The sequence below is a fragment of the Microbacterium sp. Clip185 genome (assembly GCF_028743715.1).
In the GTDB taxonomy this organism is placed as follows: Bacteria; Actinomycetota; Actinomycetes; order Actinomycetales; family Microbacteriaceae; genus Microbacterium.
The window spans coordinates 2,949,039-2,976,018 of the sequence record NZ_CP117996.1; the positions used below are offsets into that span (position 1 = coordinate 2,949,039).

Consider the following 26,980-nt stretch of genomic DNA (forward strand, 5'->3'; position numbering starts at 1 on the left):
TGGCGGCGGACCCGAACCGCCGCCACTCACCTCTTCCGGAGGAACCCATGTCCGTTCGTTCGAGACGTCGACGCGCGAGTCTGACCGCCCTTGCCGTCGCCGCTCCCACGCTGGTGATCTTCGCCGCGTTCTCGTGGTGGCCGATCATCCTCGGCGCCCTGATGAGCGTCCAGCGGCCCACCTTCGTCGGCCCCGTCGAATGGGTCGGCTGGGACAACTTCGCCTACATCCTCGCCGACCCGCAGCTGGGACAAGCGGTGATGAACACCCTCTGGTTCACGGCTCTGGCGATCGTGTTCGGATTCCCCCTCCCCCTCGCGCTCGCCGTCGTCATTTCGACGGTTCGTGCACGCCGCCGCGGCCTGTATGCGGCCCTCGCCTACTTCCCGGTCATCGTGCCTCCCGTCGTCGCGATCCTGCTCTGGCGGTTCGCCTACGATCCGGCTGCGAACGGATTGTTCAACAGCCTGCTGCGCCCGTTCGGGATCGGCCCCCTCGCGTGGCTCAATGATGCGGCCCTGGCGATGCCGTCGATCGTGGTCCAGGCGACGTGGGCGGCCGCCGGCACGAGCGTGCTCGTCTACCTCGCAGCCCTCACGGCGGTGCGGCCGGAGCTGTACGAAGCGGCGGCGCTGGATGGAGCTTCCGTCTGGGGACGCGTCTGGCACGTGACCCTGCCGCAGATGCGCACCATGATCCTCGTCATGCTGCTGCTGCAGCTGATCGGGGCGGCGCAGGTGTTCACCGAGCCGTTCCTGATGACCTCGGGAGGCCCGCAGAACGCGACCCTGACGGTTCTGCTGCTGATGTACCGGTACGCCTTCGGAGGCTCCGCGGACTACGGCGCAGCGACGGCGCTCGGGCTGCTGCTCGCGCTCACGCTCGCCCTGCTGTCCGCCGTGTACCTGCGCCTGACCCGGAGATGGCAATCATGAGCGTCGGACTGCTCACCCCCGCCGAGCACCGCCGACCGCGTGTCATCTGGACACTGCGGATCGTTCACGCGCTCGTGCTCGTCGGACTCGCCGTGGCAGGACTCGGTCCTCTGCTGTGGCTCGTGGCCGCATCGCTCGGCGAGACGGGCGACGTCCTGCGAGACCCGCTGGGCGTCTTCGGGCGGATGACCGAGTGGCAGCACTACGTCGACGCCTTCCAGGGCGTCGACACGGCGCGACTGCTGGGCAACACGCTCATCATGGCCGCAGGCACTGCGATCGTCTCCGTCGTGGTGTCGTTGAGCGCGGGATACGTGATCGCGATCATGCGACCACGATGGGCGCCGCTGCTGTCCGGCGGCATCCTGGCGACGATCTTCCTGCCCGCGATCGTCTCGTTCGTCCCGCTGTATCTGACCATCGTCGACCTGTTCGGAACGGGTGTCTCGCTGCAGAACACGTTCTGGGCGGTGTGGCTGCCCGCCGGCGCCAATGCCTTCGCGGTGCTGCTGGTGACCGGCTATCTCCGGAGCATCCCGCGCGAGCTCATCGAGGCCGCCGAGGTCGACGGCGCCGGGACCCTCCGCATCCTCGTCAGCGTCGTGCTCCCGCTCTCGCGACCGATCCTCGGCGTCGTCGCACTTCTGGCCGCGATCGGCGCATGGAAGGACTACCTGTGGCCGTCGCTGGTGCTCACGGACCCGAAGCTGCGGCCGATCTCGGTCGCGCTTCCGGTCCTCGAGCGCACAAACGACCTGACCACCTTCTTCGCGATCCTCGTCGTCTCGGCCATCGTGCCGATCGGCCTCTTCCTCGTCTTCCAACGACCGCTCCTGGCCAGCGCAGGCCTGTCGGCGGGCATGAAGGACTGAGCGGGCCCCGACACCTCCCCCTGAGCTCGCACGCAACGGCGCGTGCGTGGAAGAAAGGAATGTCCATGACCGAACGATCGATCCGCCGCCACGGCCGGTGGCGTGCGGCGGCGAGCGCGCTCGCCATCGCACTTCTGGGAGGCGGTGCGTTGCTCGTCGCGCCGCCCGCGAACGCGGCTGCGACGACGTACTACGTCGACAGCGCCAACGGGAACGACTCCGCGGCGGGGACCAGCCCGGCGACCGCCTGGAAGTCCTTCACCCCGGTGAACGGGCACACCTTCTCCGGCGGCGACAACATCCTCCTCTCACGCGGCGGCTCCTGGACCGGCCAGTTGTCTCCGCGGGGATCCGGAACGGCTGGCGCACCGATCACGATCTCCGCCTACGGTGCGGGTGCACTGCCCAAGATCAGTGGCGCGAGCGTCGCCACCGGCGGCGCCGTGCAGCTCCAGAACCAGAGCTGGTGGACGATCCAGAATCTGGACGTGTCGAACAACTCCGGCACCGACAACTTCGGCGACCCCACCGCGGGGACGCCGCGATCGGGCATCCTGGTGCGCAACACCGTGGGCAACACGCTGCAGCGCGGCATCGTGATCCGGGGCAACGTCGTGAGCGATGTCAACGGATGCTTCAACTGCGACGGCATCGATGCACACGACAACGGCGGCATCGTCGTGGACACGACCCAGCTCGGCGCGAGCTTCGACGGCGTGCTCATCGAGAACAACACCGTTCAGGATGTGGGACGCACCGGCATCGTCGTCTGGGACGCGAGCTACTTCACGACGAACATGACCGTCATCGTGCAGTCCGCTCTCACCTCGAACGTGCGCATCCGCGCGAACACGGTCATCGACACGGACAGCGACGGCATCCTCGCCTTCGGCACCGACGGCGCCGTGCTGGAGCACAATGTCGTGCGCGGCGCCGGGCAACGAACGATCGTGCCCACGGATGACAACAAGGACACCGTGATGCCCTCCTCAGCCGGGCTCTGGCCCACCCGCGGGATGAACACCCTCGTGCAGTTCAACGAGGTCTCGGGAACACAGACGCACACGACCGACGGTCAGGGCTTCGACGTCGACATGGGCAGCATCAACACCCGCGTGCAGTACAACTACTCTCACGACAACGAGGGCGGGTTCATCCTGCTCATGGGCGGGTTCTCCAGCGACGTCGTCGTGCGCGACAACCTGTCGGTGAACGACGGCTGGGGCGGCGAGAAGGGGATCTTCACCTTCTCGTGGGGAGTGCCCGCGCCCGTGAAGATCTACAACAACACCGTCTACATTCCGGCGGGCTCCCCCGCCAAGCCCATCTACTGCGACGGCGACGCCGGGGCGTGCGCATCCACGACACCGGGGCAGTGGTCGTTCACGAACAACATCATCGACAACCACGGCACAGGCGAGTACACCTACCCGGGCCTCGGCACGAACGCCTCGTTCGCATCGAACGTCTTCTCCGGCAACCATCCGGTGAGCGAGCCGGCCGATGCGACGAAAATCACCGCCGACCCGCAGTTCGTCGCCGCCGGCACCTCGGGTGACGGGTTCGCCGTCGCCGACGCCTACAAGCTGACCGCGTCGTCCCCGGCGATCGCGAGCGGCCAGGTGATGACCTCCAACGGCCTGCGCGACTTCTTCGGCAACGCCGTGTCGCCCACGGCCGCTCCGTCGCGAGGGTTCCACGAGGCGGCGCCGCCGGCGATCGCTCCTGCGCTGTTCGACCCGGCCGATGACTGGAGCATCAGCACGGCGCGGTCCGCGAACGTGGTGCTGGACACCACGGGGCCGGCATCGAACATGGCCGGTGACACGTCGCGGATCAAGCGCACCAACAATCAGGCCGGCTGGGTGCGATGGGACGCCACGCCGGGCAAGACGGTGACCCTCTCGGGCTACTTCTTCAATCAGCAGCCGAGCTCCCTCACAGTCGTCGCGCTCGACGCTTCCGGAGGCGAGACGCCGGTCGCGACCACGGCGACGGCCGCCGTGGCGACGACGAACGGATGGACGAAGCGCACCCTGACCAGCGGGGCGCTGCCGGCAGGCACACGCGCGGTCGAGGTGCGCTTCGGTCCTGTGTCGGCCTGGGGCGTGCAGATCGGTGACATCACGATCGGGTGACCCGGCCGCTGCGGGTCGGTGGCCGCCGGACGATGGCCGCCGACTCGCAGCGCTTCCCCGCACACACCGATCCGAGGACGAGAGGAGAGCGGATGCTCGAAGGAGCATGGATGCTGCGTGCACCGGAAGGGTTCGAGGGTGCACCCGCTTTCGTGAGGGAGGTCGTGGTGCCCGCGGACCTCGTATCCGCCACACTCGAGATCGCCGTCCAGGGACTCGTCGAGGCGCGGGTGGACGGGCGGCCCGTGACCGAGGACGTCCTCGTGCCGGGCTGGAGCGCGTACCAGCACCGGATGCGGGTGGTCTCCTACGACGTCACCGGGCACCTCATCCAGGCCGCGCGGCACCGCATCGAGCTGAGCGTCGGCAACGGATGGTTCTGCGGCCGGCTGGGATGGATGGGCCAGCGTGCGCGCTACGGCGAGCGTCCGGGCGCGGCGGCCGTGCTCACGCTGCGGTTCGCGGACGCATCCGGTCTGCGCATCGCGACCGACGAGCGATGGGATGCGATGCGCACGGCCACGGTGGCGGACGATCTCTACGACGGCCAGACGATCGACCTGTCGCGCGAGCTCGACGAACGCCATCCGGTGCAGACGGAGCCCCTGGACCGATCGGTCCTCGTGCCGTTCCAGGGCCCGCCGATCAGGCGGAACGAGCGCAGAGCACCGGTCGAATCGTGGCGGGATGCCGACGGCGGGAGCGTCTTCGACTTCGGCCAGAACCTCGTCGGTTGGGTGAGAGTGCGTGCCCGCGGCCCGCGCGGACACCGACTCGTCATCCAGCATGCCGAGGTGCTCGATCCCGACGGTCGGCTGGCGCTTCGCCCCTTGCGCAGCGCGAGGGCGGAGGACGTGATCGTCCTGTCGGGCGGCGCCGACGATGTTGAACCCGTGTTCACCTTCCATGGCTTCCGTTACGCGCGGATCCAGGGCTGGGACGAGGTGGAGGGTGACGTCGAAGCCGTCATCGTCGGCAGCGCGCTGGGGCGCACGGGACGCTTCTCCTGCTCCGATCCTGCGCTGGACCGCTTCCACCGGAACGTGGTCTGGAGCCTGCGCGGCAACACCGTCGGGATCCCCACCGACTGCCCGCAGCGCGACGAACGGCTCGGCTGGACGGGTGACATCGCGGTGTTCGCGCCGACCGCCTGCTTCCTCTTCGACATGGACGGCTTTCTGCGCGAATGGCTGACCGACCTCCGCGCGGAGCAGTCGGCGGCCGACGGACGCGTGCCATACGTCGTGCCCGATGCGCTGCCCGGCTGGAGCGTGCGATCCGGAGAGCAGCCGGAGTCGGTGGCGATCTGGAGCGATGCCGCGGTCTGGGTGCCGTGGGCGCTGTGGGAGGCGTACGGCGACGCGACGGTTCTGGCCGACAGCTGGGACAGCATGACCGCCCACGTCGAGCGGGTGCTGGGCAGGCTGTCACCGCGGGGCGTGTGGGAAGACGACTTCCAGTTCGGCGACTGGCTCGATCCGACCGCCCCGCCCGACGATCCGTTCCAAGCGATTGCGGATCCCGGCGCGATCGCGACGCTCGCACTCTTTCGCAGTCTCCGGCGGGTCGCCGCCGCAGCCGTGGTACTCGGACGCACGCGGGATGCGCGGAGGTGGACCGCACGCGCGGAGCGCCTGCGTCGAGACTTCCATCGCGCGTACGCCGATGAGGGTGGGCGACTTCATTCGGACGCGCCGGCGGTTTATGCCCTTGCCATCGTCTTCGCGGTGGTGGAGGGCGACCAGGCTCAGGCCGCGGGAGAGCGGCTCGCACACCTCGTGCGCGCGGCGGATCATCGGGTGATCGCCGGATTCGCGGGCGCACCGTACCTGTGCGACGCGCTGACCATGACGGGCCATCTCGACGACGCCCACGCGCTGCTGATGAACCGTTCGACGCCGGGCTGGCTCGCGCCCGTCCTCCTGGGTGCGACGACCGTCTGGGAGCGTTGGGACTCCCTCCTGCCCGACGGCACGGTCAATCCCGGCGAGATGACGAGCTTCAATCACTATGCGCTCGGGGCGGTGGCCGACTGGATCCACCGCGTCGTGGGCGGTCTGAGCTCGCTCGCACCGGGGTGGCGTCGCGTGCGTATCGACCCCCGCCCGCCCGCCGGCATGTCGTGGGCCCGGACCTCGATCGAGACGGCTGCAGGCACCATCCGGGTCTCGTGGCACCGGGAGCAGGGAAGCGATGACCTGCAGGTGGAGTACTCCGCTCCTGACGGCGTCGACGTGGAGCTCGCCCCGGCCGTCGCCGCAAGAGCCCGACGGGTCGCCGGCTGAGCGCTGCAACCATCGCCGGCTCATTCCAGCACGGCGTCGACCTCGACCTCGAACAGCACGTCCGGCTCGAACAGTGCCTCCACCCCGAGCAGCGAGAGCGGCGGCAGCGGCTCGGGCAGGTTCAGCTCCTTCTGCGCCCGAGCCAGCCCCGCCAGCAGAGCCTCCGCCTTGGCGGGCTCCCAGGAGGTGACGTACATCCGGATGCGGTGCGCATCGGCGAAGGACGCGCCCACACCCGCCAGGCCGCGTGCCGCATTCCGGAAGGCCTGCACGACCTGTCCGGCCAGGTCCCCGACCGATGTGGCACCGCGGTCGCCGTCTCTGTCGATCTGGCCCGCCACACTCACGAGGCGACTGCCCGTGGCGACGGCGACGTGGTGGTATGGGACGGGTCGGAACATTCCTTCGGGTGTGACGAGTTCGACGCTCATATCTCGTTGTTGCCTTTCATTCCTCAGCCCGGCCCTCGCACATCGGGACCGGCCCCTCGCGGGATCAGCCCGCGATGCGGTCGAGTTCGCTCAGGTCTTCCTCGGAGAGTTCGAGACCTGCCCCGGCGATGTTCTCCCGCAGGTGCGCGCGGGATGACGTACCGGGGATGAGCAGGATGTTCGGCGAGCGGAGCAGGAGCCACGCGAGCGCCACGGACATCGGGGTGGTCCCCGAGCGACGGGCGACGGTATCCAGCGCTCCCGCCTGCAGCGGCGTGAAGCCGCCGAGGGGGAAGAAGGGGATGTAGGCGACGCCCTGCGCCGCGAGCCGGTCGATCAACGCATCGTCCGCACGGTTGGCGAGGTTGTACATGTTCTGCACCGAGACGATGGGGGCGATGGACTGAGCCTGCGCCACCTGCGCGGCGGTCACGTTGCTGACGCCGAGGTGGCGCACGACGCCCTCCTTCTGGAGGTCGACGAGGGCGCCGAAGGCGTCCGCGATGTCTTCTTCCACGGGGCCGGATGCGTCTCCGAGTCGAAGATGCACCAGATCGAGCCGGTCAACGCCGAGGGTCTCGAGGTTGTCCGCGACCTGCGCGCGAATCTCGTCCGGCGTGCGCGCAGGCGGCCAACCGCCCTGCGCATCCCGTCGCCCACCCGCCTTCGTGGCGATCAGCAGCTGATCAGGGTAAGGGTGCAGGGCCTCACGGATGAGCTCGTTGACCACGCGCGGGCCGTAGGTCTCGGCGGTGTCGATGTGCGTGATGCCGGCCTCCACCGCAGAACGGAGAACGGCTATCGCCTCGTCGTGGTCTTCGGGCGGGCCCATCACCCACGGGCCGGCGAGTTGCATGGCCCCGTAGCCGAACCGGGTCACGCTCTTGTCTCCGAGGGACCACGTGCCGCCGGGAACAGGGGAAGGGATACTCATCGGTTGAACCTTTCGAGAGTGAACGATCGAGCGGGTACGAATATGGACGACATCACTACCCCTTCGGAAGTAGTTACCTGGAAGTGCCTAAGTGGCGACGACGAATGCCTCGGTTCCGCAGCGACGTCAGATTGATTCGACGGCGACTGCCCGCGACGCGTGCTCGAACGCCGCAAGCAGGTCGTCGACGGAGGGAGCACCGGACAGGCGCGCGACCCCGCCGATGACGTAGAACGGCACACCGCGGGCACCCAGGCGCCGGGCCTCTCGAACGTCGGCGTCCACGGCCGTGCTCCATCGCGCATCCGCGAGCGATGCGGCGGCGCTCGCGCGATCGAGCCCGACCTCGCCGGCGATCGCGAGGAGTTCGTCGACGAGGCCGATGTGCCGCCCCTCGGCGAAGTGCGCTTCGAACAGACGCTGCGTGAGCTCGGCCCGCCTGCCTTCGGCCTGCGCCTGATGCAGCAGCTCCAGCGCAGCCCGCGAGTTGGTCGGTCGCGTGCGGTCCGGACGGTACTCGAGGCCTTCATCGGTGGTGAGACGCTCCAGGTGCGCGAGCATCTGGGCCATACGTGCCGCATCGCCGCCATGCCTGCGGATGTGGGCTTCCCGATCGATCTCGACGGGGGCATCCGGCGAAAGCTGGAACGAGCGGTAGACGACGTCGACGGCCACCGGGCTCCGCTCCAGCGCCGCGCGCAGGCGGGCACCGGCGATGTAGCACCAGATGCACTGCACGTCGGACCAGACATCCACCCGGACGGGCGTCCCGGAGGCGATCATCGCGCCGTCACCTCCTCAGCGTCCGCATCCGCACCGCTGGCCATCGCGGCATGATCGGGCTTGCGCAGGAAGAGTGCCAGCACGATGCCGAGGGCGCTGATCGCTGCCCCGACGCCGAAGGCGACGCCGACCCCGCCTGCCAGCGACGCAGCAGGGGCTCCCCCTGTTGCCCCCGCCGCCACGCTGAACAACGTGACGAACAGCGCGACGCCGGCGGCGCCGGAGACCTGCTGCAGCGTGTTCACGATCGCGCTCGCGTGCGGGTAGAGCAACGGCTTCACCGCCCCGAGCGCGGTTGTCATCAGCGGGGTCATCATCAGCGCGGTCCCGATGCTGAGCAGAACGTGCATTCCGATGACGAGCCATACGGGCGTCTGTGTGCCGAGCGTGGAGAAGGCGGCCATCGCACCGGTGACGATGACGGCTCCGGGAAGGATCAGCGCCCGCGGCCCCAGCTTGTCGTACGCCATTCCGACGAAGGGCGCGAGCAGGCCGGACAGGATGCCTCCCGGCAGCAGCATCAGACCGGCCACGTAGGCGGGCTGACCCAGGACCTGCTGGATGTACAGCGGGAGAAGGATGAGCGAGCCGAACAGCGCGATGGACACCACGACGATCGCCACAGTCGACACGGCGAACAGTCCGCCGGCGAACACGCGCACGTCCAACAGCACGCGATCGGTGTGACGCAACGCCAGCTGACGCAGGACGAGCCCCAGCAGGGAAAGGGCCCCGACGGCGATCGAGATCCAGGCGGGCAGCCCGCCGTTGCCGACGACGCCCTCACCGACGGCGACGAGCCCGTAGATGAGGCCGGAGAACCCGACCGCCGACAGGAGTACCGAGAGAACATCGAAGCGAGCGGGCATCGTGGGCGTCACATTGCGCAGCCACAGGATGCCGGCGACCATCGCGAGGAGCGCGATGGGCAGCACGATGATGAACATCCATCGCCAGCCGAACGACGAGACGATGACACCCGAGACGGTCGGGCCCAGCGCGGGAGCGGCTGCCGTGACGATCGTCACCAGCCCCATCGTGCGGCCTCGCTTCTCCGGCGCGACGAGCTGCATCACCGTCGTGAACAGAAGCGGGAGCATGACGGCCGTCCCGAGCGCCTGCACGATGCGCGCGGCCAGAAGAATCTCGAAGACCGGGGCCACGGCGGCTATGGCGGTGCCGACGGAGAAGAGACCCATCGCCGTGAAGAAGTTGCGGCGGAGGCTGTAGCGCTGCAGAAGCACTCCCGTGATCGGGATGATCACGGCCATCGTCAGCATGAACGCCGTCGTGAGCCACTGCGCGGAAGCTGCCGAGACACCGAAACCTTCCATGATGTGCGGGATCGAAACCCCCATTGCCGTCTCGTTCAGTACCACGACGAATGCCGAGACCAGCAGAAGAGCGATCGCCGGCCCCGTTCGCAAGGGGCTGACGGGAGCGGCGGGAGCCGCGAAGGTGGTTGACATGACATCTCCTTGGGACGATGTGCGCAAGCGGCACTGAGTACCGCTTTAACATTGCGTACCAAGATAGCACCTGTTTGGAAAGGACTCTCGTGAATCCCAATCCCCTGGATCGAAACGCCCTCCTGCACGAGCACGCCGTCATCGGCGGCCATCGCATCGCCCACGGCACACACGGCTCGGGTGAACCGGTTGTGCTCGTGCACGGCACACCATCGAGCTCGTACATCTGGCGCGGGGTCGTTCCCTCGATCGTCGCCGCCGGCTACCGCGTGCACGTGTTCGACCTGCTCGGGTACGGACTGTCGGAGCGCCCGTGGGACACGGCGGCAGACACCTCGGTCACCGGCAACGTCGCGATTCTCGAGGGGCTGCTGGACGTGTGGGGGATCGACGGGTTCCACCTGGTGGCGCACGACATCGGAGGCGGCGTCGCCCAACGGTTCGCCGTCGAACACGCATCGCGACTGCGCAGTCTGACACTCATCGATGTCGTGAGCTTCGACAGCTACCCCTCCCCGCGCACCCGCGAGCAGATGTCGGAAGGTCTGGACGTGCTGGCGAAGAAATCCGACCGCGACCATCGGACGCATTTCACGCGGTGGCTGCTGTCGACGCACAGCTCACCGGACAACTTCGATCCGGCCGCATTGCGCGAATATGTCGACTACATCAGCGGCCCAATCGGACAGCCCAGCTTCTTCGTGCACCAGGTGGCGCACTACGACCCCCGACACACCCTCGAGATCAGCGACCGGCTCGGCGAGCTCGCCGGGATCCCGGTACGACTGGTCTGGGGCGCCGACGACGCCTGGCAGACGCTCGAACGGGGGCGCGCACTGCACGGGGCGATCCCGGGGAGCGAACTGCACATCATCGCCGACTGCGGTCACTTCTCCCCGGAAGAGCGCCCGACCGAGGTGGCCCGAGAGATCGTCGACATGCTCGACTCGTGCGCGACGCGGCACTAGAGGAGAGAACGGTCGCGTCGCATCCACCGATCGGTGGAGCCATCCACCCACCGATCGACGCGCGACGATAGCGACCCGGGCGATTCGCCACCGGACGGTTCGCGACACCGTAGAGGCATGGCAATCATCGAGGTTCAGCGGCTGGAAAAACGTTACGGCGGTCGCACCGCTCTGGAAGAGGTGAGCCTCGCCGTCGAAGAGGGCGAGACCTTCGGCATCCTCGGCCCCAACGGCGCGGGCAAGACCACGCTCGTCGAGTGCATCGAGGGGCTGAGGACTCCGGATGCCGGCACGATCCGCGTCGACGGCCTCGATCCGCAACGCGATCGTCGCCGTCTGGCCCAGGTGCTGGGAGCGCAGCTGCAGGAGAGCGAGCTGCCCGCGAAGATCACGGTCGCCGAGGCAATGCGCATGCACGCCTCGCTCTACCGGAATCCTGCCGACTGGCGCGAGCTGATCGGGCTCCTGCGGCTCGACGACAAGCTGAAGGCGCAGTTTCGTCACCTCTCCGGCGGCCAGAAGCAGCGACTCTCGATCGCTCTCGCCATGGTCGGCGGACCACGGGTGGTCGTGCTGGACGAGCTCACGACGGGGCTCGACCCGCAGGCCCGGCGCGACGTCTGGGCGCTCATTGAGGACATCCGCGCGCGCGGCGTGACCATCCTGCTGGTGACCCACTTCATGGAGGAAGCCGAGCGCCTGGGCGATCGGCTCGCGGTCATCGACCACGGCCGACTCGTCGCATTGGACACCCCCGCCGGACTCATCTCACGAGCTCGCATCACACAGCGGGTACGGCTACGGACCCAGTCGCCGTTCGACCACTCGGCGCTCTCCGCCCTGCCGCAGGTGAGTGCGGTAGAGCGTGCCGGCGGGCACCTCATCGTCACGGGCACGGACGGCATGTCTCCGGCGCTCTCGTCCACGCTGGACGCGCTCGGCGTCGTCACCACCGAGATGAGAGCGGAGTCGATCACTCTCGACGACGCGTTCGTCGCACTCACCGGCCGCCGACTGCTCGATTCCTAAGGAGATCCCTGTGAACGCTCTGCTCAGACTCGCCGCGATCGAGACCCGTCTGCTCGTGCGCGAGCCGCTCACGCTCTTCCTCGCGATCGGATTCGCGCCGCTCCTGCTCGTCATCCTCGGTCTCGTGCCCAGTCTGCGTGAGCCGAACCCCGCCCTCGGCGGAGCTGCGCAGATCAACGGCTACGTTCCCGTCCTCGTTGCCATGGGAATCGGCTTGTTCTCGCTCAGCGCTCTGGCTCCTCTGTTCGCCTCCTACCGGGAGAAGGGGATCCTGCGACGGATGCGGACGACCCCGGCCTCGCCTCTGATGCTGTTGGCGGCCCAGCTGGCGATGGCGATGGTCTTCTCCCTCTTCTCGCTGGCGCTCATGCTCGGCATCGCTCGCTTCGCGTTCGGCCTCGACGAACCTCGCCTGCTGCCGGCATATGCCCTCGGGTTCCTCCTCACGGCGACGGCGTCGTTCGCCCTCGGGCTCCTGGTCGCCGCCGTCTCCCCATCGGGCACGGCCGCCACGGCGATCGGGACCCTTCTCTTCTTCCCGCTGGCTTTCTTCGCCGGCATCTGGCTGCCGCGCTCAGAGATGCCCCCTCTCCTTCTCACGATCAGCGACCTGAGCCCGCTCGGAGCGGGTGTGCAATCATTGCTCGACGCATCGGCGGGCACGTGGCCTCAGCCGCTTCACGTGATCGTTCTGGCGACGTGGACGATCATCGCCGGCGGTGCGGCGGTGCGATTCTTCCGGTGGGGGTGAGCGATGGACACGAGCGCATCCCGACAGGAGGCATTGGCGCGCGGCACGGGCCTCGAGGGCGCGTTCTACGCCGTCCTGCCGTATGCCCTGCTGGCGGCATGCGCCGTCGTCACCATGTTGCAGCCCTCGGGACAGCCCATGGTCGAGGTGCTCGCCGTGCTCGGACTCACACTCCTGGCTGCTCTGTGGATCACGGCATTCGCCCTTCTGGGCCGCAGGGATGCCCGACGGCACCTCGCCCGCGCGGCGGTGTACTACGTCGGACTCATGGCACTCACCACCACCCTCGTTGCGCTCGCACCCTGGTACGCCATCTTTGCGTTCATCGGATACGTCCATGCGTACCTCTTCCTCGAGGGTCGATGGCGATACCTGGGAGTCGTCGCGACCTCCATGATCATGACCGTCGGCTACATGGGCGGATTCGGTGAGATCGCCCAGAAGTGGGCCCTGTGGGCGGCGATCAGCGCCGTGACCGTCCTTCTGGCGGCGACGTCGTTCCACTTCACGGATACTGCCGACATCAGCGGGCGCCGGCAGCGACGGGCATTCGACGAGCTGCACGCGGCGAACGCGAAGCTGGAGTCGGCGCTGCGCGAGAACGGGGAGCTGCAGGCGCAGCTGCTCGTCCAGGCCCGTGAGGCCGGGGTGCGCGATGAACGCCAGCGGGTCGCCCGCGAGCTGCACGACACGCTCGCGCAGAATCTCGCCGGCATCCTCACCCAGCTGCAGGCCGCCGAGCAGACGCAGGAAGACCTCGAGGCACTTCGCACCCACGTCCGGCGTGCTCTCGATCTCGCGCGAGAGGGCCTGGTCGAAGCCCGCCGTACGGTGCACGCGCTGGGCCCGGCCGCGCTCGAGAAATCCCGGCTGCCGGACGCGATCGATAACGTTGCACGTCGCTGGTCCGAGGTGACACTCATCAGCGCCGCGCTGACGACGACAGGCACGCCGCGCCCCATGCACCCGGAGGTCGAGGTCACCCTCCTTCGCACGGCGCAGGAGGCCCTCGCCAACGTTGCGAAGCACGCGCAGGCCTCGCGGGTGGGGCTGACCCTGTCATACATGGACGACCTCGTGACCCTCGACGTTCGCGACGACGGAGTCGGGTTCGACACGGTCGCAGCGCTGGGCAAGAACATCTCCGATGCCGACGAGGGCGGCTACGGTCTCGCCGCGATGCGGCAACGCGTGCAGCGCCTCGCGGGCCGGTTGGTCATCGAGTCGAAACCCGGCGCGGGCACGGCGATCCTCGCGGCCGTGCCCGCGATCCCCCTGGAGGTCGCCCCATGATCTCTCTCCTCGTCGTCGACGACCATCCGATCCTGCGGGACGGTCTGCGTGGCATGTTCGACGCCGATCCGCGCTTCGAGGTCGTGGGCGAGGCCGCCGACGGGGCCGAGGCCGTGACCGCCGCCGAGCGACTGCGACCCGACGTCATCCTCATGGATCTGCGCATGCCCGGCACCGACGGCATCACGGCGATCCGTGAGCTCAGCCGGCGAGGGGTGCCCTCGCGGGTGCTCGTGCTGACGACCTACGACACCGATGGTGATGTGCTGCCGGCCATCGAGGCGGGCGCGACGGGTTACCTCCTGAAGGACACCCCGCTGCCGGACCTCTACCGCGCGGTCGAGGCGGCGGCGCACGGGCAGACGGTGCTCGCCCCGACCATCGCAACGCGGATCGTGGAGCACTCCCGGCGGCCGGCGTCGGAGACCCTGTCGCAGCGGGAGCTCGAGGTGCTCGCGTTGATCGCCCGCGGGTCGACGAACCGCGAGGCGGCGAACCAGCTGTTCGTCAGCGAGGCCACGGTCAAAAGCCATCTCCTCCACGCCTACGTCAAACTCGGCGTGAACGATCGGGCTGCGGCCGTCGCGGTCGCGTTCTCACGGGGCTATCTGATCCCCCACGATCCCCGCGGAACGTGACCGGATGCCGCGCATCCGCCGCGCGAGCCAGCATTCGGAACTCCATGCCGGCATGACATCGAAGTCCGAGCTGAGACGACGCGCTACTCTGCCGGTATGCTCGCCGACGCCCCACCTCCACCCGCGCGACCGGATCTGCGTGAGAGACGCCGGCGTGAGATGGCCAGGACGATCGCTGCGGCCGCCGTCGACCTCTTCGAGGAGAAGGGCTTCTCTGCAACGACGATCGACGACATCGCCGCCGCCGCCGGCATCTCCCGCACCACGTTCTTCCGCCACTCTGCGACCAAGGAGGCGGCCGTCCTCGTCGACGACGCCGGTCTCGAGGCAGAGCTGCTCGCGGCGGCCGGCGCCGCCGACACGGATCCGCTGGCGCATCTCGAACACGTCTGGGAGGGCATGTCGGCGGTCTTCGACGAGGACCCCGCCGGTCGTGACCGGTTCCTGCGGGTGCGACGGCTCATGCGGGAGAACCCGCCCTTGCTCGCTGCCGGACTCGCCCGCGATGCGCAGCTGTCCGATCGCATCGCTGCGGCTCTGAGCGAGTCCCTGCCCGATGACCTGGGCGCGCGCGCGGTAGCCGCCGTGTTCTCTCTCGGTATGCGTCTGAGCTTCGACGAATGGGTCCGTCGCGCAGATGGGGACCCTCGGCATCCGCCGTCCTTGACCGAGGTCTATGCCGACGTGCGTGCGGCACTCGCCCGCACCCGCGGCACACTGTCCTGAAGGACAGGTCGATCCCGTCCCGCGGCAGGGGGTGCTCGCGCACTGCCGCGGCGAGGCTCGAGTCATGGATACCCCCACCCCCTCACCACAGTCCACCTCCAGCTCGCGCCGACGCGTGCGGACGACGATCGCCGCGGCGGTCGCCGCCGTCGTGGTTGGCGGCGCGCTCACGACGGGCGGAGTGCTGCTCGCCGCCGACCGATCCGCATCCGCTCCCGCCTCGTCCGCCCTCGAGATGCGCATGCAGTCCCTCGTGGATGCGGGCTATCCCGCCGTCCTCGCGGCGGTCACCTCACCCGAGGGCGAGGTGACCGATGTCGCCGTCGGCGAGGGCGACCTCTCCACCGGCGACGCGCCTCCGGTGGACGGCGAGGTGCGCATCGCGAGCAACACGAAGATGTTCGTCGCGACCGTCGTCATGCAGCTCGCCGACGAGGGCCGCATCGACCTGGAGACTCCGATCGACTCCTATCTGCCCGGGCTGATCACGGGTGAGGGCATCGACGGCACGAAGATCACCGTCCATCAGTTGCTGCAGCAGACGACCGGTCTCCCGGAGTACGCCGACCAGATCGCGGCGGACGCCTTCGGCGCGCAGCACACCTACACGTCGCCGCGCGACATGCTGGAGATCGCCCTCAGCCGCCGGGCCGACTTCGCACCCGGCGAGAAATGGGAGTACAGCAACACCAACTACCTCGTCCTCGGGCTCCTCGTCGAGGCGGTCACGGACCGAGCGATCGGACAGCAGATCGACGAGCGCATCGTGCAGCCGCTGGGCCTGCAGCACACGTACTTCCCCGCGCCCGGAGAGTGGACCCTGCGCGGCGCGCATCCGATCGGGTACCACGCCGACGTTCCCGGCGAGTTCCGCGACATCTCCGAACTCGACACCTCCTTCGCTTGGTCGGCCGGCGCGATGGTTTCCACCCCGGCCGAGCTGAACGCCTTCATGCAAGCGCTGCTCGGCGGGGATCTGGTCAGTGAGACCGCGCTGGCCGAGATGCAGACAGCCGTCCCCGCCGGCGACGAGCTGTGGCCGGAGGCGGCCTACGGTCTCGGGCTCCAGCGCTATCCGTTGAGCTGCGGCGGCGAGGCGTGGGGTCACGGCGGGGACATCCCGGGCACGCAGACCCGGAATGCGGTGGGCCCCGACGGCACCGCCGTGACCGTCGCCGTGACCGCGCTGCCGTGGGCGGTGGTCCCCCAGGACGACCAGAAGGTCCTGCTCGACCAGTACCGGATCGTCGTCGACGCACTCGACGCGACGCTGTGCGAGCGCTGATCGCCACCGCATCCGCGACGGCCGGTCTCCGCCCGCACAGGGGATGGTTGACTGGCACCGTGCTTCCCGCCGCCCCGCCCGCCTCGCGCGCCGCCGCCGCGAGGCGGGCGGTGGTGCCGGCGATCGTCGCGGCGGGCGCGCTCGGCTATCTCGCCGCCGATCTGTGGCTCGACGGCGTCTCCGCCTCGGTGCCCGGAGACATCCCGGCCGTCGTGACCGCCGCCCTCCTCGCCGCGCAAGCCGTTCTCCTCGTCTTCCGGTTCCGGATGCCGGTTCCGGTCTTCGCGGGCACGGTGCTGCTCGACGCGGTGATCCTCGCCACCTCTGCCGGGGAGCTCGGCGTGGGCTCTGCGGGCGTCATCTTCGCCGCCTACGCGCTCGTGCGGCACGTGCGCCGTGATGTCGCGCTGATCGCGCTCGGTGCGGGCGGCGCCATCACGACCGTCACCGGCTCACTCGCGGCGCTGATCGGTTCGACCGAGACACCCTTCCTGCTCATCCTCAGCGTCGTCGTCCGCTTGGGGCTTCAGTACGCCGCACCCGCCGCCGTCGCCGAATACGCGCTCAGCCGCGAGCGCCTCGTCCAGGCGCTCCGGGAGCAGGCCCGGATGGCCGAGCAGGAACGTCTCGACCGAGCGGAGCGGACGGTGCGCGCCGAGCGGGAGGCCCTCGCACGCGAACTGCACGACATCGCCGGCCATCACCTCTCGGGGATCATCGTCAGCGCGCAGGCCGCCGCAGCCCTCACACGCACGGGCGACCTCGATCGCGTGCGAGAAATGCTGCGAGCCGTGCAAGACGACGCCCGGATCGCACTCGCCGACCTTCGCCGCACGGTCGGATTGCTCCGCAGTGACGACGACGCATCCGGGACCCCGAGCCCGGTTCCGACGATCGGCGGAATCGAGACGCTCGTCGACATCGCCCGCGAGCGCGGCCAGGACATCGCCTTCACGACGCTGGGCGCGCCCTGCCCCCTCGGTGCCCTCGCCGAGGCCACGGCGTACCGGATGGTGCAGGAGTCCCTCTCCAATGCCGCCCGTCACGCACCCGGCGCCTCGTGCGAGGTGACCATCCGCTCCGACGAGGATGCGGTGGAGATCACCGTTTCCAACACTGCACCCCCCGCGGGCACGCCCCGCGGGGCATCGCGAAGCGGATACGGTCTCGCCGGGATGGCCGAACGCTCCGAGCTGATCGGCGCGCAGCTGACGGCGGGCGCGAGCGCCGACGGCGGATGGACCAACCGCCTCCGCATTCCCTTCGACCCCCGGAGTACCGCATGATCCGCATCCTCATCGCCGACGATCAGGCCGTCGTCCGGGCGGGCCTGGCGGTGATCCTCGGCACCGAGAGCGACATGGAGGTCGTCGGCGAAGCGACCGACGGCGCAGACGCGGTGCGCCTGACGCGGAGCCTTCGTCCCGACGTCGTCTGCATGGACGTGCGGATGCCGGGCACCGACGGCATCGCGGCGACCCGAGAGATCACCGGCGACCCGACGCTTGCCACCGACGTGCTGATCCTCACCACGTTCGATGTCGACGCCGACGTGTTCGCCGCGCTCGAAGCGGGAGCAGCGGGCTTTCTGCTCAAGGGCGCCGACGAGCACACGCTCCTGTCGGCCGTGCGCTCGGTCGCGGCTGGAGAGGGCACCCTCGATCAACGGCTGACGCGCCGCATCCTGCGGGAGTTCGGCGAGCGCCGTCGCCCGGGTGCGGCGCGGGCGACGTCTGCAGCTGTGGTGCTCACCGACCGGGAGCGGGAGGTGCTGGGGCTCCTCGCCGAAGGGTTGTCGAACGCCGAGATCGCCGAGCGCCTCTTCGTGGAGCAGACGACGGTGAAATACCACCTGGCCGGCATCCTGCAGAAGACCGGTGCGCGTGACCGGCTCCAGGCGGTGCTCTGGGGAATCCGCGCCGGCGTCGTCCACGTGGCTTAGGCGCGCTCGCTGTCGATCCGGAGCCGTTCCCAGGAGGCAGCGTCGTCCAGCGCGGCCAACAGCTCATCGGTGCGGGGGCTCGGCGTCTCGATCTGTGCGAGCAGCGCCGCGTTGCCGGTGCGCCTCGCCGCGGCGAGGGTGCGGGAGCGGTCGTGGTGATAGACGCCGGACGTCGCGCGCAGGGCGGCTTCGGCTCCTCGCAGTTGCACCTCACGCCGCAGATCGAGCAGCACGATCATGTCCTGCACGTGCTCGGGGAGCCCCGCGAACTCGGGCGAGCTCGGGAAGCCGTCGGGCTGCGACGGCCGCGCCAGCCAGAGGAAGCCGAGCAGTTCGTCGGGCACAAGCCCGCGAACAGTGGACTCCGCGATCCGGAGCTCGTCGCCGAGCGCGGCGCGGGCATGGACATCCGCGCGCCCGTCGGGGGCCAAGCGGACGGCGGCTCTGCCGAGAAGCTGCTGCGCGCGGACCGCGCGATCAGAAAGGGGAGCCGCCCCCGCATCCGCCTCCTGGTGCCGATTGCGGGCGCGCAGCCAGACGGAGGCGACCGCGATGGCCGCGGGAACGAAGACGCACCCGATCGCGAAGGCGATGATCACCGCCCGCACGGCACCGCCAGCCGACGCATCGGTGGCGAGGAACAGGATCGCCACGATGCCGAGGAGGGTCGCGGCGGCCCCCAGGGCCGACCTCAGCGCTCGGCGCACCGGCCGCCCGCGCGGCGGAGCCTCCGGCACGCGATCAGCCCTTCGAGGTGAACGACCACAGGTTGTCGACGCCGCCGGAGGTCGCCACCACCGCGACATCCTGGTGGATGTCTGCGCGGTCGAACAGCTGCGTCACACACGCGCTGACCCCGAAGCGCTCCTGGAACCACAGCGACAGCGCCTGCTGCTGCGAGATGCGCCAGGCGAAGAAGCTCGCCTGCTTGTTGTTGCGCGCCTTCCAGGTGATCTTCTCATCGGCCCGCGTGAGCTCGACGGGGAGCGCCGTCTGGATCGCGAGCTCGACGGCGTCGAGGTCGGGGCTCACGCGCGCGGGGTCCCAGTAGGTGCGGATGACGAACCCTGTGCCCTTGCCGCCGGGCGCGGGGAACCCCCGGTAGACGCCGACATAACGCGCGTCCGCCTGATTCCAGAGCTCGAGCGCCGCCTTCGCCGACTTCTTGACGCCGAAGACACCCCCCTCATCGGTGAGCGCAAGAAACGCCTCCGGCGTCGTCAGGGATGCGGCGAGGGCAGCGTGATCGGGCATGGGTGTTCTCCGTTCGGGCGCGGGGTGTTCGCTGTGGAGCACAGCATAGGGAGAACAGAGGTTCCGCCGCGGGCGTCATCCACATGGCCCTCGTCGCCCGGTCGGCAGGTAGCGGCTCAGCTGCTGAGTGCGGGCGACGATGTCTCTCAGCGACTCGAGCGAACCCGTGATGATCCCCACGGCGCGGGCCTGCACGAGCAGGTTGCCCAGCGCGGTCGCTTCGACGGGTCCGGCGACGACGGGCACGCCCGCCGCATCCGCCGTCCGCTGGCACAGCAGCTCGTTGAGCGCGCCGCCGCCGACGATGTGCACGACCGACAGGGGGATGCCCGAGAGCTCCGCCGCGGTGTGGGCCGTCGCGGCGAAGGCGGCGGCGAGCGATTCGACGATGCTCCTGGCGTACTCGGCCTGCGTGCGAGGGGCGCGCAGACCCTGCTCGTCGCACCAGGCGTCGATCCGCGAGATCATGTCGCCGGGGGGCAGGAATCTCGCATCGTCGACGTCGAAGACGGGCACATCCCGTGCCGGCACATCACGCGCGGCGTCGAGCAGAGCGGAGAGCTCGACCGAATGGCCTGCGGCCTCCCAGCCCCGAATGGTCTCGCTGAGAATCCACAGCCCCATGACGTTGCGGAGCAGTCGCACGCGGCCGTCGACGCCGGCTTCGTTGGTGAACTTGGCCGCGAGGGCGGCGGGGGTCACCACGGGCGACGACACCTCGGTGCCCACCAATCCCCACGTCCCGCAGGAGATGTACGCGGCACCTTCGGTGTTCATCGGCACCGCGACCACCGCAGATGCGGTGTCGTGGGATCCGACCGCCGTGACCGGGACACCGGCACGCGCGCCCAGCGCATCGGAGACGGGGGCACGGAGTTCGCCGATCGTCTCTCCCGGGGAGATGAGCTCCGGAAGGAGCGAACGGCGAAGCCCCAGCTCGTCCAGGAGATGCAGGTCCCAGAATCCGGTGCGGACATCGATCAGCCCGGTGGTCGACGCGTTCGTCGCCTCCGCGCGCTGCTCGCCGGTCAGCCAGTACGCGAACAGGTCGGGAATGAGCAGGATCCGATCCGCGAGAGCGAGCGTCTCGTCGTCCTCGGCCGCGAGCTGGTACAGCGTGTTGAACGGCAGGAACTGCAGTCCGTTGCGTGCGAACAGCTCTCGGTGCGTGAATCGGCTGTGCACCCGACGGACGCCGCGAGCAGTTCGTTCGTCCCGATAGTGGACGGGGTTGCCCAGAAGAGCTCCTGACCGCATCAATCCGTAGTCCACCGCCCAGGAATCGATCCCCACCGTTCGAAGCCCCGGCTCCCTGCGCACCACGTCGCGCAACCCCGCGACCGCGGACCCGTAGAGATGGAGGATGTCCCAGTGCAGCGCATCGGGCGTGCGGACCGGCGTGTTGGAGAACCGCGCGACGGTCTCGGTCTCGAGGATGTCCGGCCCGACGTGGCCGAGGATCACGCGCCCGCTGGTGGCGCCGAGATCGATGGCCGCCAGCGCGCCCGACGTCATCGATGTCATCGCAGGAACGCCGCGGCGACGCCGGAGTCGACGGGGACGTGCAGTCCGGTGGTGCGACTCAGCTCCGGACCGGTCAGAACATAGACCGCATCCGCGACGTTCTCGGGGACGACCTCGCGCTTGAGGATCGTGCGGTTGGCATAGAACTGTCCGAGATCCTCTTCCTTCACACCGTAGGTGGCGGCCCGGTTCGCGCCCCAGCCGGCGGCGAAGATGCCGGAGCCGCGTACGACGCCGTCGGGGTTGATGCCGTTCACGCGCACGCCGTGCTCGCCGAGCTCGACGGCTAGCAGACGCACCTGGTGCGCCTGGTCGGCCTTGGTCGCCGAGTAGGCGATGTTGTTCGGCCCCGCGAAGACCGAGTTCTTCGAAGAGATGTAGATCACATCGCCGCCCATCCGCTGTTCGATGAGCACCTTGGCGGCGGCCTTCGACACGAGGAAGGAGCCCTTGGCCATCACGTCGTGCTGCAGGTCCCAGTCCTTCTCGGTGGTCTCCAGCAGCGGCTTCGACAGCGAGAGCCCCGCGTTGTTCACCACGAGGTCGAGGCCGCCGAACGCGAGAAGGGTCGCGTCGATGGCCGCCTGCACGCCTTCCGCGTCTGCCACGTTGGCGGCGACGCCGATCGCGACGTCCGTGCCGCCCAGCTCTGCGGCAGCGGCCCGCGCCTTCTCGAGATCGAGGTCGGCGACGACCACGCACGCGCCCTCGGCGGCGAGGCGCGTCGCGATGGCCTTGCCGATGCCGGATGCGGCTCCCGTCACGAACGCGATCCGGCCCTGATGGGTCTTCGGCTTCGGCATGCGCTGAAGCTTGGCCTCTTCCAGCGCCCAGTACTCGATGCGGAACTTCTCGGCATCCGAGATCGGCGCGTAGCTCGAGAGAGCCTCGGCGCCACGCATGACGTTGATGGCGTTGACGTAGAACTCGCCGGCCACCCGCGCGGTCTGCTTGTTCGCCCCGTAGCTGAACATGCCGACGCCGGGCACGAGCACGATGAGGGGATCGGCGCCACGCATGGCGGGCGAGTCCGCATCCGCGTGAGCGTCGTAGTACGCCTTGTAGTCCTCGCGGTACTGCTGGTGCAGTTCGTGCAGACGAGCGATCTGCTCGTCTACCGAAGCGGTCGCGGGCAGGTCGAGGATGAGCGGCTTGACCTTGGTGCGCAGGAAGTGGTCGGGGCAGCTCGTGCCGAGCGCCGCGAGCGCGGGCGCCTTCTCGGACGCGAGGAAGTCGAGCACCACCGCACTGTCGGTGTAGTGGCCGACGACGGGACGGTCGGTCGAGGCGAGCCCGCGAATCGTGGGCGCGAGAGCTGCCGCGCGCGCACGCCGCTCCGTCTCCTCGAGTGCCTCGAAGCCGGAACGCACGTCGCCGAAGGGGGCCGCGATGCCGTGGTTGTCGATGTACTCCTGCGCGGTGGCGATGATGCGCAGCGAGTTCGCCTCGGCTTCTTCGGACGTCTCGCCCCACGCGGTGATCCCGTGGCCGCCGAGGATGCAGCCGATCGCCTGCGGGTTCGAGCGCTTGATCTCGGCGATGTCCAACCCCAGCTGGAAGCCGGGACGGCGCCACGGCACCCAGACGACGTCGCCGCCGAAGATCTCACGGGTGAGCTTCTCGCCGTCGGCTGCGGTCGCGATCGCGATCCCCGCGTCCGGGTGCAGGTGGTCGACGTGCGCGGCATCGACGAGGCCGTGCATGGCCGTGTCGATCGAAGGGGCGGCGCCGCCCTTGCCGTGGAGGCAGTAGTCGAAGGCTGCGACCATCTCGTCCTCGCGCTCGACTCCGGGGTACACGTCGACGAGCGCACGGACGCGGTCGAGTCGGAGGACGGCCAGGCCCTGCTCGGTGAGGGTTCCCAGGTCCCCGCCGGATCCCTTGACCCAGAGCAGCTGGATCTCCTCTCCGGTGACCGGATCCACGGCGGATCCCTTCGCGGAGGTGTTGCCACCGGCGAAGTTGGTGGTTCTGGGGTCGGCTCCGAGTCGGTTGCTGCGGGCCACGAGAGCGGCGACGGCGGGCGACGGCGCCGAGCTTGTGGCGCTCATGCGCTCCACCCCAGCTGCGTACCCGCCGCACGCACGGCGACGATGCGGTCGCGGTAGCCGGATGCGGCGTACGCGGCCATCGGGTCGGCCGGCAGGCCTCGGGATGCTCGCCATTCGGCGAGCGCGGAGCGGACATCGGTCTGGAAGGCGTCCATGAAGATCGCGTTGGCCGCGAGAACGTCGTTCTCACGCTGGGCGGCGGCCAGGGCGTCGCGGTCGAGCAGCAGCGCGCGCGCCGTCATCTCCTGCACGTTGAGCACCGAACGGATCTGTCCGGGGATCTTCTCCTCGATGTTGTGGCACTGGTCGAGCATGAAGGCCACATCGGGGTTGTTCAGGCCACCGCCGCGCACGACCTCGACGAGGATGCGGAACAGCTGGAACGGGTCGGCGGCACCGACGATGAGGTCATCATCGGCGTAGAAGCGCGAGTTGAAGTCGAAGGAGCCGAGCTTTCCGAGGCGGAGCAGCTGCATGACGATGAACTCGATGTTCGTGCCCGGTGCGTGATGGCCCGTGTCGAGGCAGACCATCGCGCGGTCGCCGAGCGCCGCCACCTGAGCGTAAGAGGTACCCCAGTCCGGAACGTCGGTGTGGTAGAACGACGGCTCGAAGAACTTGTACTCCAGAACGAGGCGCTGGTCAGGGCCGAGCCGGTCGTAGATCGTCTGCAGCGAGTCCGCGAGGCGATCCTGACGCGAGCGCATATCGGTCTGGCCGGGGTAGTTCGACCCCTCTGCGAGCCAGATCTTGAGGTCTCGCGAACCGGTCGCGTCCATGACGTCGATGCAGGCCAGGTGGTGATCGATCGCCTTGCGGCGGATGCGGTCGTCCTCGTGCGTCAGCGCGCCGAACTTGTAGTCCTCGTCCTGGAACGTGTTCGAGTTGATGGTGCCGAGGCGCACGCCGTGGTCCTCGGCATGACGGCGCAGGGCGCCGTAGTCATCAACGGCGTCCCACGGGATGTGCAGCGCCAAGCTGGGCGCGAGTCCGGTGAGCCGGTTGACCTCCGCCGCATCCTCGATCTTCTCGTGGATGCTGCGCGGCGACCCCGGGCTCGGGAAGACGCGGAAGCGCGTCCCGGAATTCCCGAAGGCCCACGACGGCAGCTCGATCGCCAGCCCTTCCAGCGCCCGGAGCGCACCCTCCGTCATCAGTGTCATCTGGACGACCCCTCGTGAAACGTTTCATGAATCGATTCATGACAGTACCCTCTAGAATTCTGGCGAGCAATAGGCTCGACCTCGCCGCTCCCTCAGACAGGAACCGATGACCGCCAGCGTTCGCGACGTCGCGTCCTTGGCAGGGGTCTCGGTCGGGACGGTGTCGAACGTCCTCAACAACCGCCCATCGGTCTCACCATCCGTCGCCGAACGCGTCCGGGCCGCGATCGCGGAGCTGGGGTATGTGCCGAATGCGGCCGCGCGGCAGCTTCGCGCCGGCCAGAGCCGCACTTTGGCGCTCGTCGTGCTCGATGTCACCAACCCGTTCTTCGCGGAAGTCGCCCGTGGGGCGGAGGATCGCGCGACCGAGTCCGGCTATGTGGTTCTCGTTGGGTCCACTCAGCACGACGCAGAGCGCGAGAGCGCCTACATCGACCAGTTCCGTCAGCAACGGGTCGCCGGAGTCGCTCTCGCACTCGCCCCCGGCGGCACAGCGGTCGACGATCTGCGCGCCGCCGGCATCCCGGCCGTACAGGTCGGGGCAACGACGTCGGACCCAGACCTGCCCAGCGTCTCGGTGGATGACGTGCGGGGCGGTGAGGTCGCCGCCGCACACCTGCTGAGTCAGGGCAGACGTACGCTGACATTCATCGGAGGGCCGCTCACCATCCCGCAGGTGCGCGATCGACTGGCCGGCGTCCGGCGCGCGATCACGGAACACCCTTCCGCGCGATTGGAGGTGGTCGAGCTCGACGAGATGACAGTCGCCGCCGGTCGAGCCGCCGCATCCGATCTCCTCCGCGCCGATGCGCGCCCCGACGCCGTCATCGGCGCGAACGACCTGCTCGCGCTGGGAGCACTTCACGCCATCACGGCGGAGTCGTCCCTCCGGGTCCCCACCGACATCGCGCTGGTCGGCTACGACGACATCGATTTCGCGGCGACGGCGATCGTGCCGTTGAGCTCCGTGCGTCAACCAGCGCGGGAACTCGGTCGGCGCGCGGTCGACATGCTCCTGAATCAGGCGACCGAGACCGAGCGCCACCTCGTGTTCCAGCCGGAGTTGGTCGTGAGGGCCTCGAGCGCCGAGCGCCCCACTCAGTGAGGGTCGTCAGGGAGGCCGACGAAGTGCGCGATCTTCTCGTCCATCACCGCGATCGCGCGGGCGAGCAGCCGCCGGCGCTCCTCCAAGGCCGCCCGACGCTCGCGCAGGAAGCCGACGGGGTCGGGCGAGGCATGCGGCCCGTGCAGCAGATCCGCGAAGGTGCGCAGTTCGTCGATCCCGAGCCCCGCGTCCTTCATGCAGGTGATGACGTGGATCCAGGCGATGTCCTTCTCGCTGAAAACCCGGTGGTTCCGGTGATCCCGAGCGAGCGGTCCGATGATGCGTTCCTCTTCGTAATAGCGGAGCGTGTCCGCCGTGAGGCCCGTCGAAGCTGCAGCCTCGCCCATCGTGAACATCGGGCTCATTCCTTCTTTCCGTCGAGTTCGGCGCGGTCTTCGGCGTCCAAGTGCAGCTGGAGGGCGTCCATCGCCTCATCAAGCTGAGCGAGGTCCGACACCCCGATGATCGGGGTCACCGCGGGTGAACCGTCCAGCAACCATGACAGCACGACCTGGTTCCGCGTCGCATCGCGCCGTCGAGCGACCCGATCCAGTGCGGCGAGGCGACGCTCCGTATCCGGATGCCGGTACGCCTCCTGCAACCGCTCCGGTCGAGCGAACGCCCCACCCAGCAACGTCGTGTAGGCCCACATCCCAAGCCCCTCGGATGCGACGTAATCGAGCGCTTCGGGGGACGCGATGACGTGTCCCCAGTCCGGAAGCGGTGCGAACGGAATCGGCTGGAGGTAGCTGTGCCGCAACTGCACGAAGCGGATTGGCTCGGCATTGCGCGCCCGTGCCACCGCGCGCGCTCGCTCGATGCGCCATATCGCGTGGTTGGACGCACCCAGCCGCCGGACCCGCCCGTCTGCGACGAGCTCCCCGAACGCCTCGACCTGATCCTCGAGTGGAACGGCGCGGTCTTCGACGTGCGCCCACAGCAGGTCGATCGTGTCGACACCGAGCCGTTCCATCGATCCCGCGGCGGCCTCGGCGATGGCGCCGGGGCCGAGCCCCTCCAGGGATGCTGCCCCGGCATGGGGCTGGGTCGGGTTGGCGCCGACCTTCGTCGAGATCGACACCTGGTCGCGCACACCAGGATGACGGCGGAGCCATTCCCCCAACACGGTTTCGCTCGCCCCTCCCCGACCGGACGGCGATGCCCAGAAGGCGTAGTTGTCGGATGTGTCGAGCCAGCGCCCGCCGCGGGAAGCGAAGCGGTCGAGCAGTGCGAACGACGTCTCCTCCGAGAGCCGCGTGCCGAACCACATCGCTCCGAGGGCGAATCCGTTGCTGAGAGTTTCCATGGATACGCAGCGAACCACCTGGAGCGCGCTCCAGGTCAAATCCGGTTCTGCGCAGCGCCAACGGCTCCCGACCTCGCGCCGGATGCTGCCCTGCGTCA

General features: G+C 69.0%; 25 protein-coding genes. 14 read left to right on the forward strand and 11 right to left on the reverse strand.

The features are described from left to right. Positions 1–47 precede the first annotated feature (47 nt). The 4 genes from PQV94_RS14375 to PQV94_RS14390 all read left to right on the forward strand — a co-directional run bounded on the left by PQV94_RS14375 (position 48) and on the right by PQV94_RS14390 (position 6,230). Positions 48–935, forward strand: a complete 888-nt coding sequence (locus tag PQV94_RS14375) for a carbohydrate ABC transporter permease (RefSeq protein ID WP_274286450.1) — start codon at positions 48–50, stop codon at positions 933–935. Then, entirely contained in the window at positions 932–1,807 is an 876-nt protein-coding gene (locus PQV94_RS14380) for a carbohydrate ABC transporter permease (protein ID WP_274286451.1), read from the forward strand. The genes PQV94_RS14375 and PQV94_RS14380 overlap by 4 nt, the downstream gene beginning before the upstream one ends. A 65-nt stretch (positions 1,808–1,872) precedes the next feature. After that, positions 1,873–3,945: a right-handed parallel beta-helix repeat-containing protein gene (locus PQV94_RS14385; protein ID WP_274286452.1), complete on the forward strand. Its 2,073-nt coding sequence runs from the start codon at positions 1,873–1,875 to the stop codon at positions 3,943–3,945. Positions 3,946–4,037: 92 nt separating this feature from the next. Next, positions 4,038–6,230, forward strand: coding sequence for an alpha-L-rhamnosidase (locus PQV94_RS14390; RefSeq protein WP_274286453.1), 2,193 nt, complete (start codon positions 4,038–4,040; stop codon positions 6,228–6,230). Between the two features lie 20 nt (positions 6,231–6,250). Here PQV94_RS14390 and PQV94_RS14395 read toward each other — a convergent pair whose 3' ends face one another. The 4 genes from PQV94_RS14395 to PQV94_RS14410 all read right to left on the reverse strand — a co-directional run bounded on the left by PQV94_RS14395 (position 6,251) and on the right by PQV94_RS14410 (position 9,847). Then, a complete protein-coding gene (locus PQV94_RS14395) occupies positions 6,251–6,661 on the reverse strand; it encodes a RidA family protein (RefSeq protein WP_274286454.1) in 411 nt (136 codons plus the stop codon). A 64-nt stretch (positions 6,662–6,725) separates the two neighbouring features. Then, on the reverse strand, positions 6,726–7,595 hold the full coding sequence (locus PQV94_RS14400; RefSeq protein WP_274286455.1) for an oxidoreductase: 870 nt from the start codon (positions 7,593–7,595) through the stop codon (positions 6,726–6,728). A gap of 126 nt (positions 7,596–7,721) precedes the next feature. Beyond that, positions 7,722–8,378, reverse strand: coding sequence for a DsbA family oxidoreductase (locus PQV94_RS14405; RefSeq protein WP_274286456.1), 657 nt, complete (start codon positions 8,376–8,378; stop codon positions 7,722–7,724). Beyond that, positions 8,375–9,847, reverse strand: coding sequence for a DHA2 family efflux MFS transporter permease subunit (locus PQV94_RS14410; protein ID WP_274286457.1), 1,473 nt, complete (start codon positions 9,845–9,847; stop codon positions 8,375–8,377). Before PQV94_RS14410 ends, PQV94_RS14405 begins: the two co-directional genes overlap by 4 nt. An 89-nt stretch (positions 9,848–9,936) precedes the next feature. Here PQV94_RS14410 and PQV94_RS14415 point away from each other — a divergent pair, with 89 nt between their 5' ends. The 9 genes from PQV94_RS14415 (at position 9,937) to PQV94_RS14455 (ending at position 18,479) form a co-directional block, all read left to right on the forward strand. After that, a complete protein-coding gene (locus PQV94_RS14415) occupies positions 9,937–10,815 on the forward strand; it encodes an alpha/beta fold hydrolase (protein ID WP_274286458.1) in 879 nt (292 codons plus the stop codon). A 117-nt stretch (positions 10,816–10,932) separates the two neighbouring features. Beyond that, positions 10,933–11,844 (forward strand): ABC transporter ATP-binding protein, encoded by a 912-nt coding sequence (locus PQV94_RS14420; protein WP_274286459.1) that lies wholly within the window; start codon positions 10,933–10,935, stop codon positions 11,842–11,844. 10 nt (positions 11,845–11,854) lie between these two features. Then, positions 11,855–12,595 carry an ABC transporter permease gene (locus tag PQV94_RS14425; protein ID WP_274286460.1) on the forward strand — a complete coding sequence of 247 codons (741 nt, stop codon included), beginning with the start codon at positions 11,855–11,857 and terminating at the stop codon, positions 12,593–12,595. Between the two features lie 3 nt (positions 12,596–12,598). Then, positions 12,599–13,888 (forward strand): sensor histidine kinase, encoded by a 1,290-nt coding sequence (locus PQV94_RS14430; protein WP_274286461.1) that lies wholly within the window; start codon positions 12,599–12,601, stop codon positions 13,886–13,888. Then, a complete protein-coding gene (locus PQV94_RS14435) occupies positions 13,885–14,526 on the forward strand; it encodes a response regulator (protein ID WP_274286462.1) in 642 nt (213 codons plus the stop codon). Before PQV94_RS14430 ends, PQV94_RS14435 begins: the two co-directional genes overlap by 4 nt. 159 nt (positions 14,527–14,685) lie before the next feature. Continuing rightward, complete coding sequence (locus PQV94_RS14440; protein ID WP_274286463.1) at positions 14,686–15,252, forward strand: TetR/AcrR family transcriptional regulator; 567 nt, start codon at positions 14,686–14,688, stop codon at positions 15,250–15,252. Positions 15,253–15,316: 64 nt separating this feature from the next. Continuing rightward, entirely contained in the window at positions 15,317–16,537 is a 1,221-nt protein-coding gene (locus PQV94_RS14445) for a serine hydrolase domain-containing protein (RefSeq protein ID WP_274286464.1), read from the forward strand. A gap of 59 nt (positions 16,538–16,596) precedes the next feature. After that, positions 16,597–17,823, forward strand: a complete 1,227-nt coding sequence (locus PQV94_RS14450) for a sensor histidine kinase (protein ID WP_274286465.1) — start codon at positions 16,597–16,599, stop codon at positions 17,821–17,823. Then, complete coding sequence (locus PQV94_RS14455; protein WP_274286466.1) at positions 17,820–18,479, forward strand: response regulator; 660 nt, start codon at positions 17,820–17,822, stop codon at positions 18,477–18,479. Before PQV94_RS14450 ends, PQV94_RS14455 begins: the two co-directional genes overlap by 4 nt. On the opposite strand, the gene PQV94_RS14460 is transcribed toward PQV94_RS14455, so the two are convergent. The 5 genes from PQV94_RS14460 to rhaI form a co-directional block, all read right to left on the reverse strand. Next, positions 18,476–19,216: a hypothetical protein gene (locus PQV94_RS14460; RefSeq protein WP_274286467.1), complete on the reverse strand. Its 741-nt coding sequence runs from the start codon at positions 19,214–19,216 to the stop codon at positions 18,476–18,478. The two genes, PQV94_RS14455 and PQV94_RS14460, sit on opposite strands and share 4 nt — an antisense overlap. 4 nt (positions 19,217–19,220) lie before the next feature. Continuing rightward, positions 19,221–19,733 (reverse strand): hypothetical protein, encoded by a 513-nt coding sequence (locus tag PQV94_RS14465; RefSeq protein ID WP_274286468.1) that lies wholly within the window; start codon positions 19,731–19,733, stop codon positions 19,221–19,223. Between the two features lie 75 nt (positions 19,734–19,808). Then, on the reverse strand, positions 19,809–21,248 hold the full coding sequence (locus PQV94_RS14470) for a rhamnulokinase (RefSeq protein WP_274288294.1): 1,440 nt from the start codon (positions 21,246–21,248) through the stop codon (positions 19,809–19,811). 5 nt (positions 21,249–21,253) lie between these two features. Further along, the gene (locus PQV94_RS14475; RefSeq protein ID WP_274286469.1) at positions 21,254–23,308 is read right to left on the reverse strand and encodes a bifunctional aldolase/short-chain dehydrogenase; all 2,055 of its coding nucleotides are present in this window, start codon (positions 23,306–23,308) and stop codon (positions 21,254–21,256) included. Then, a complete protein-coding gene (rhaI, locus tag PQV94_RS14480) occupies positions 23,305–24,471 on the reverse strand; it encodes an L-rhamnose isomerase (protein WP_274286470.1) in 1,167 nt (388 codons plus the stop codon). The genes PQV94_RS14475 and rhaI overlap by 4 nt, the downstream gene beginning before the upstream one ends. A 106-nt stretch (positions 24,472–24,577) precedes the next feature. Between rhaI and PQV94_RS14485 the strand changes: the two genes are divergently transcribed. Further along, positions 24,578–25,576, forward strand: coding sequence for a LacI family DNA-binding transcriptional regulator (locus PQV94_RS14485; protein ID WP_274286471.1), 999 nt, complete (start codon positions 24,578–24,580; stop codon positions 25,574–25,576). Here the strand turns inward: PQV94_RS14485 and PQV94_RS14490 are convergent. Then, on the reverse strand, positions 25,570–25,941 hold the full coding sequence (locus PQV94_RS14490; RefSeq protein WP_274286472.1) for a MerR family transcriptional regulator: 372 nt from the start codon (positions 25,939–25,941) through the stop codon (positions 25,570–25,572). The genes PQV94_RS14485 and PQV94_RS14490 overlap by 7 nt on opposite strands. After that, on the reverse strand, positions 25,938–26,882 hold the full coding sequence (locus tag PQV94_RS14495; protein WP_274286473.1) for an aldo/keto reductase: 945 nt from the start codon (positions 26,880–26,882) through the stop codon (positions 25,938–25,940). Before PQV94_RS14495 ends, PQV94_RS14490 begins: the two co-directional genes overlap by 4 nt. Between the last annotated feature and the right edge of the window lie 98 nt (positions 26,883–26,980).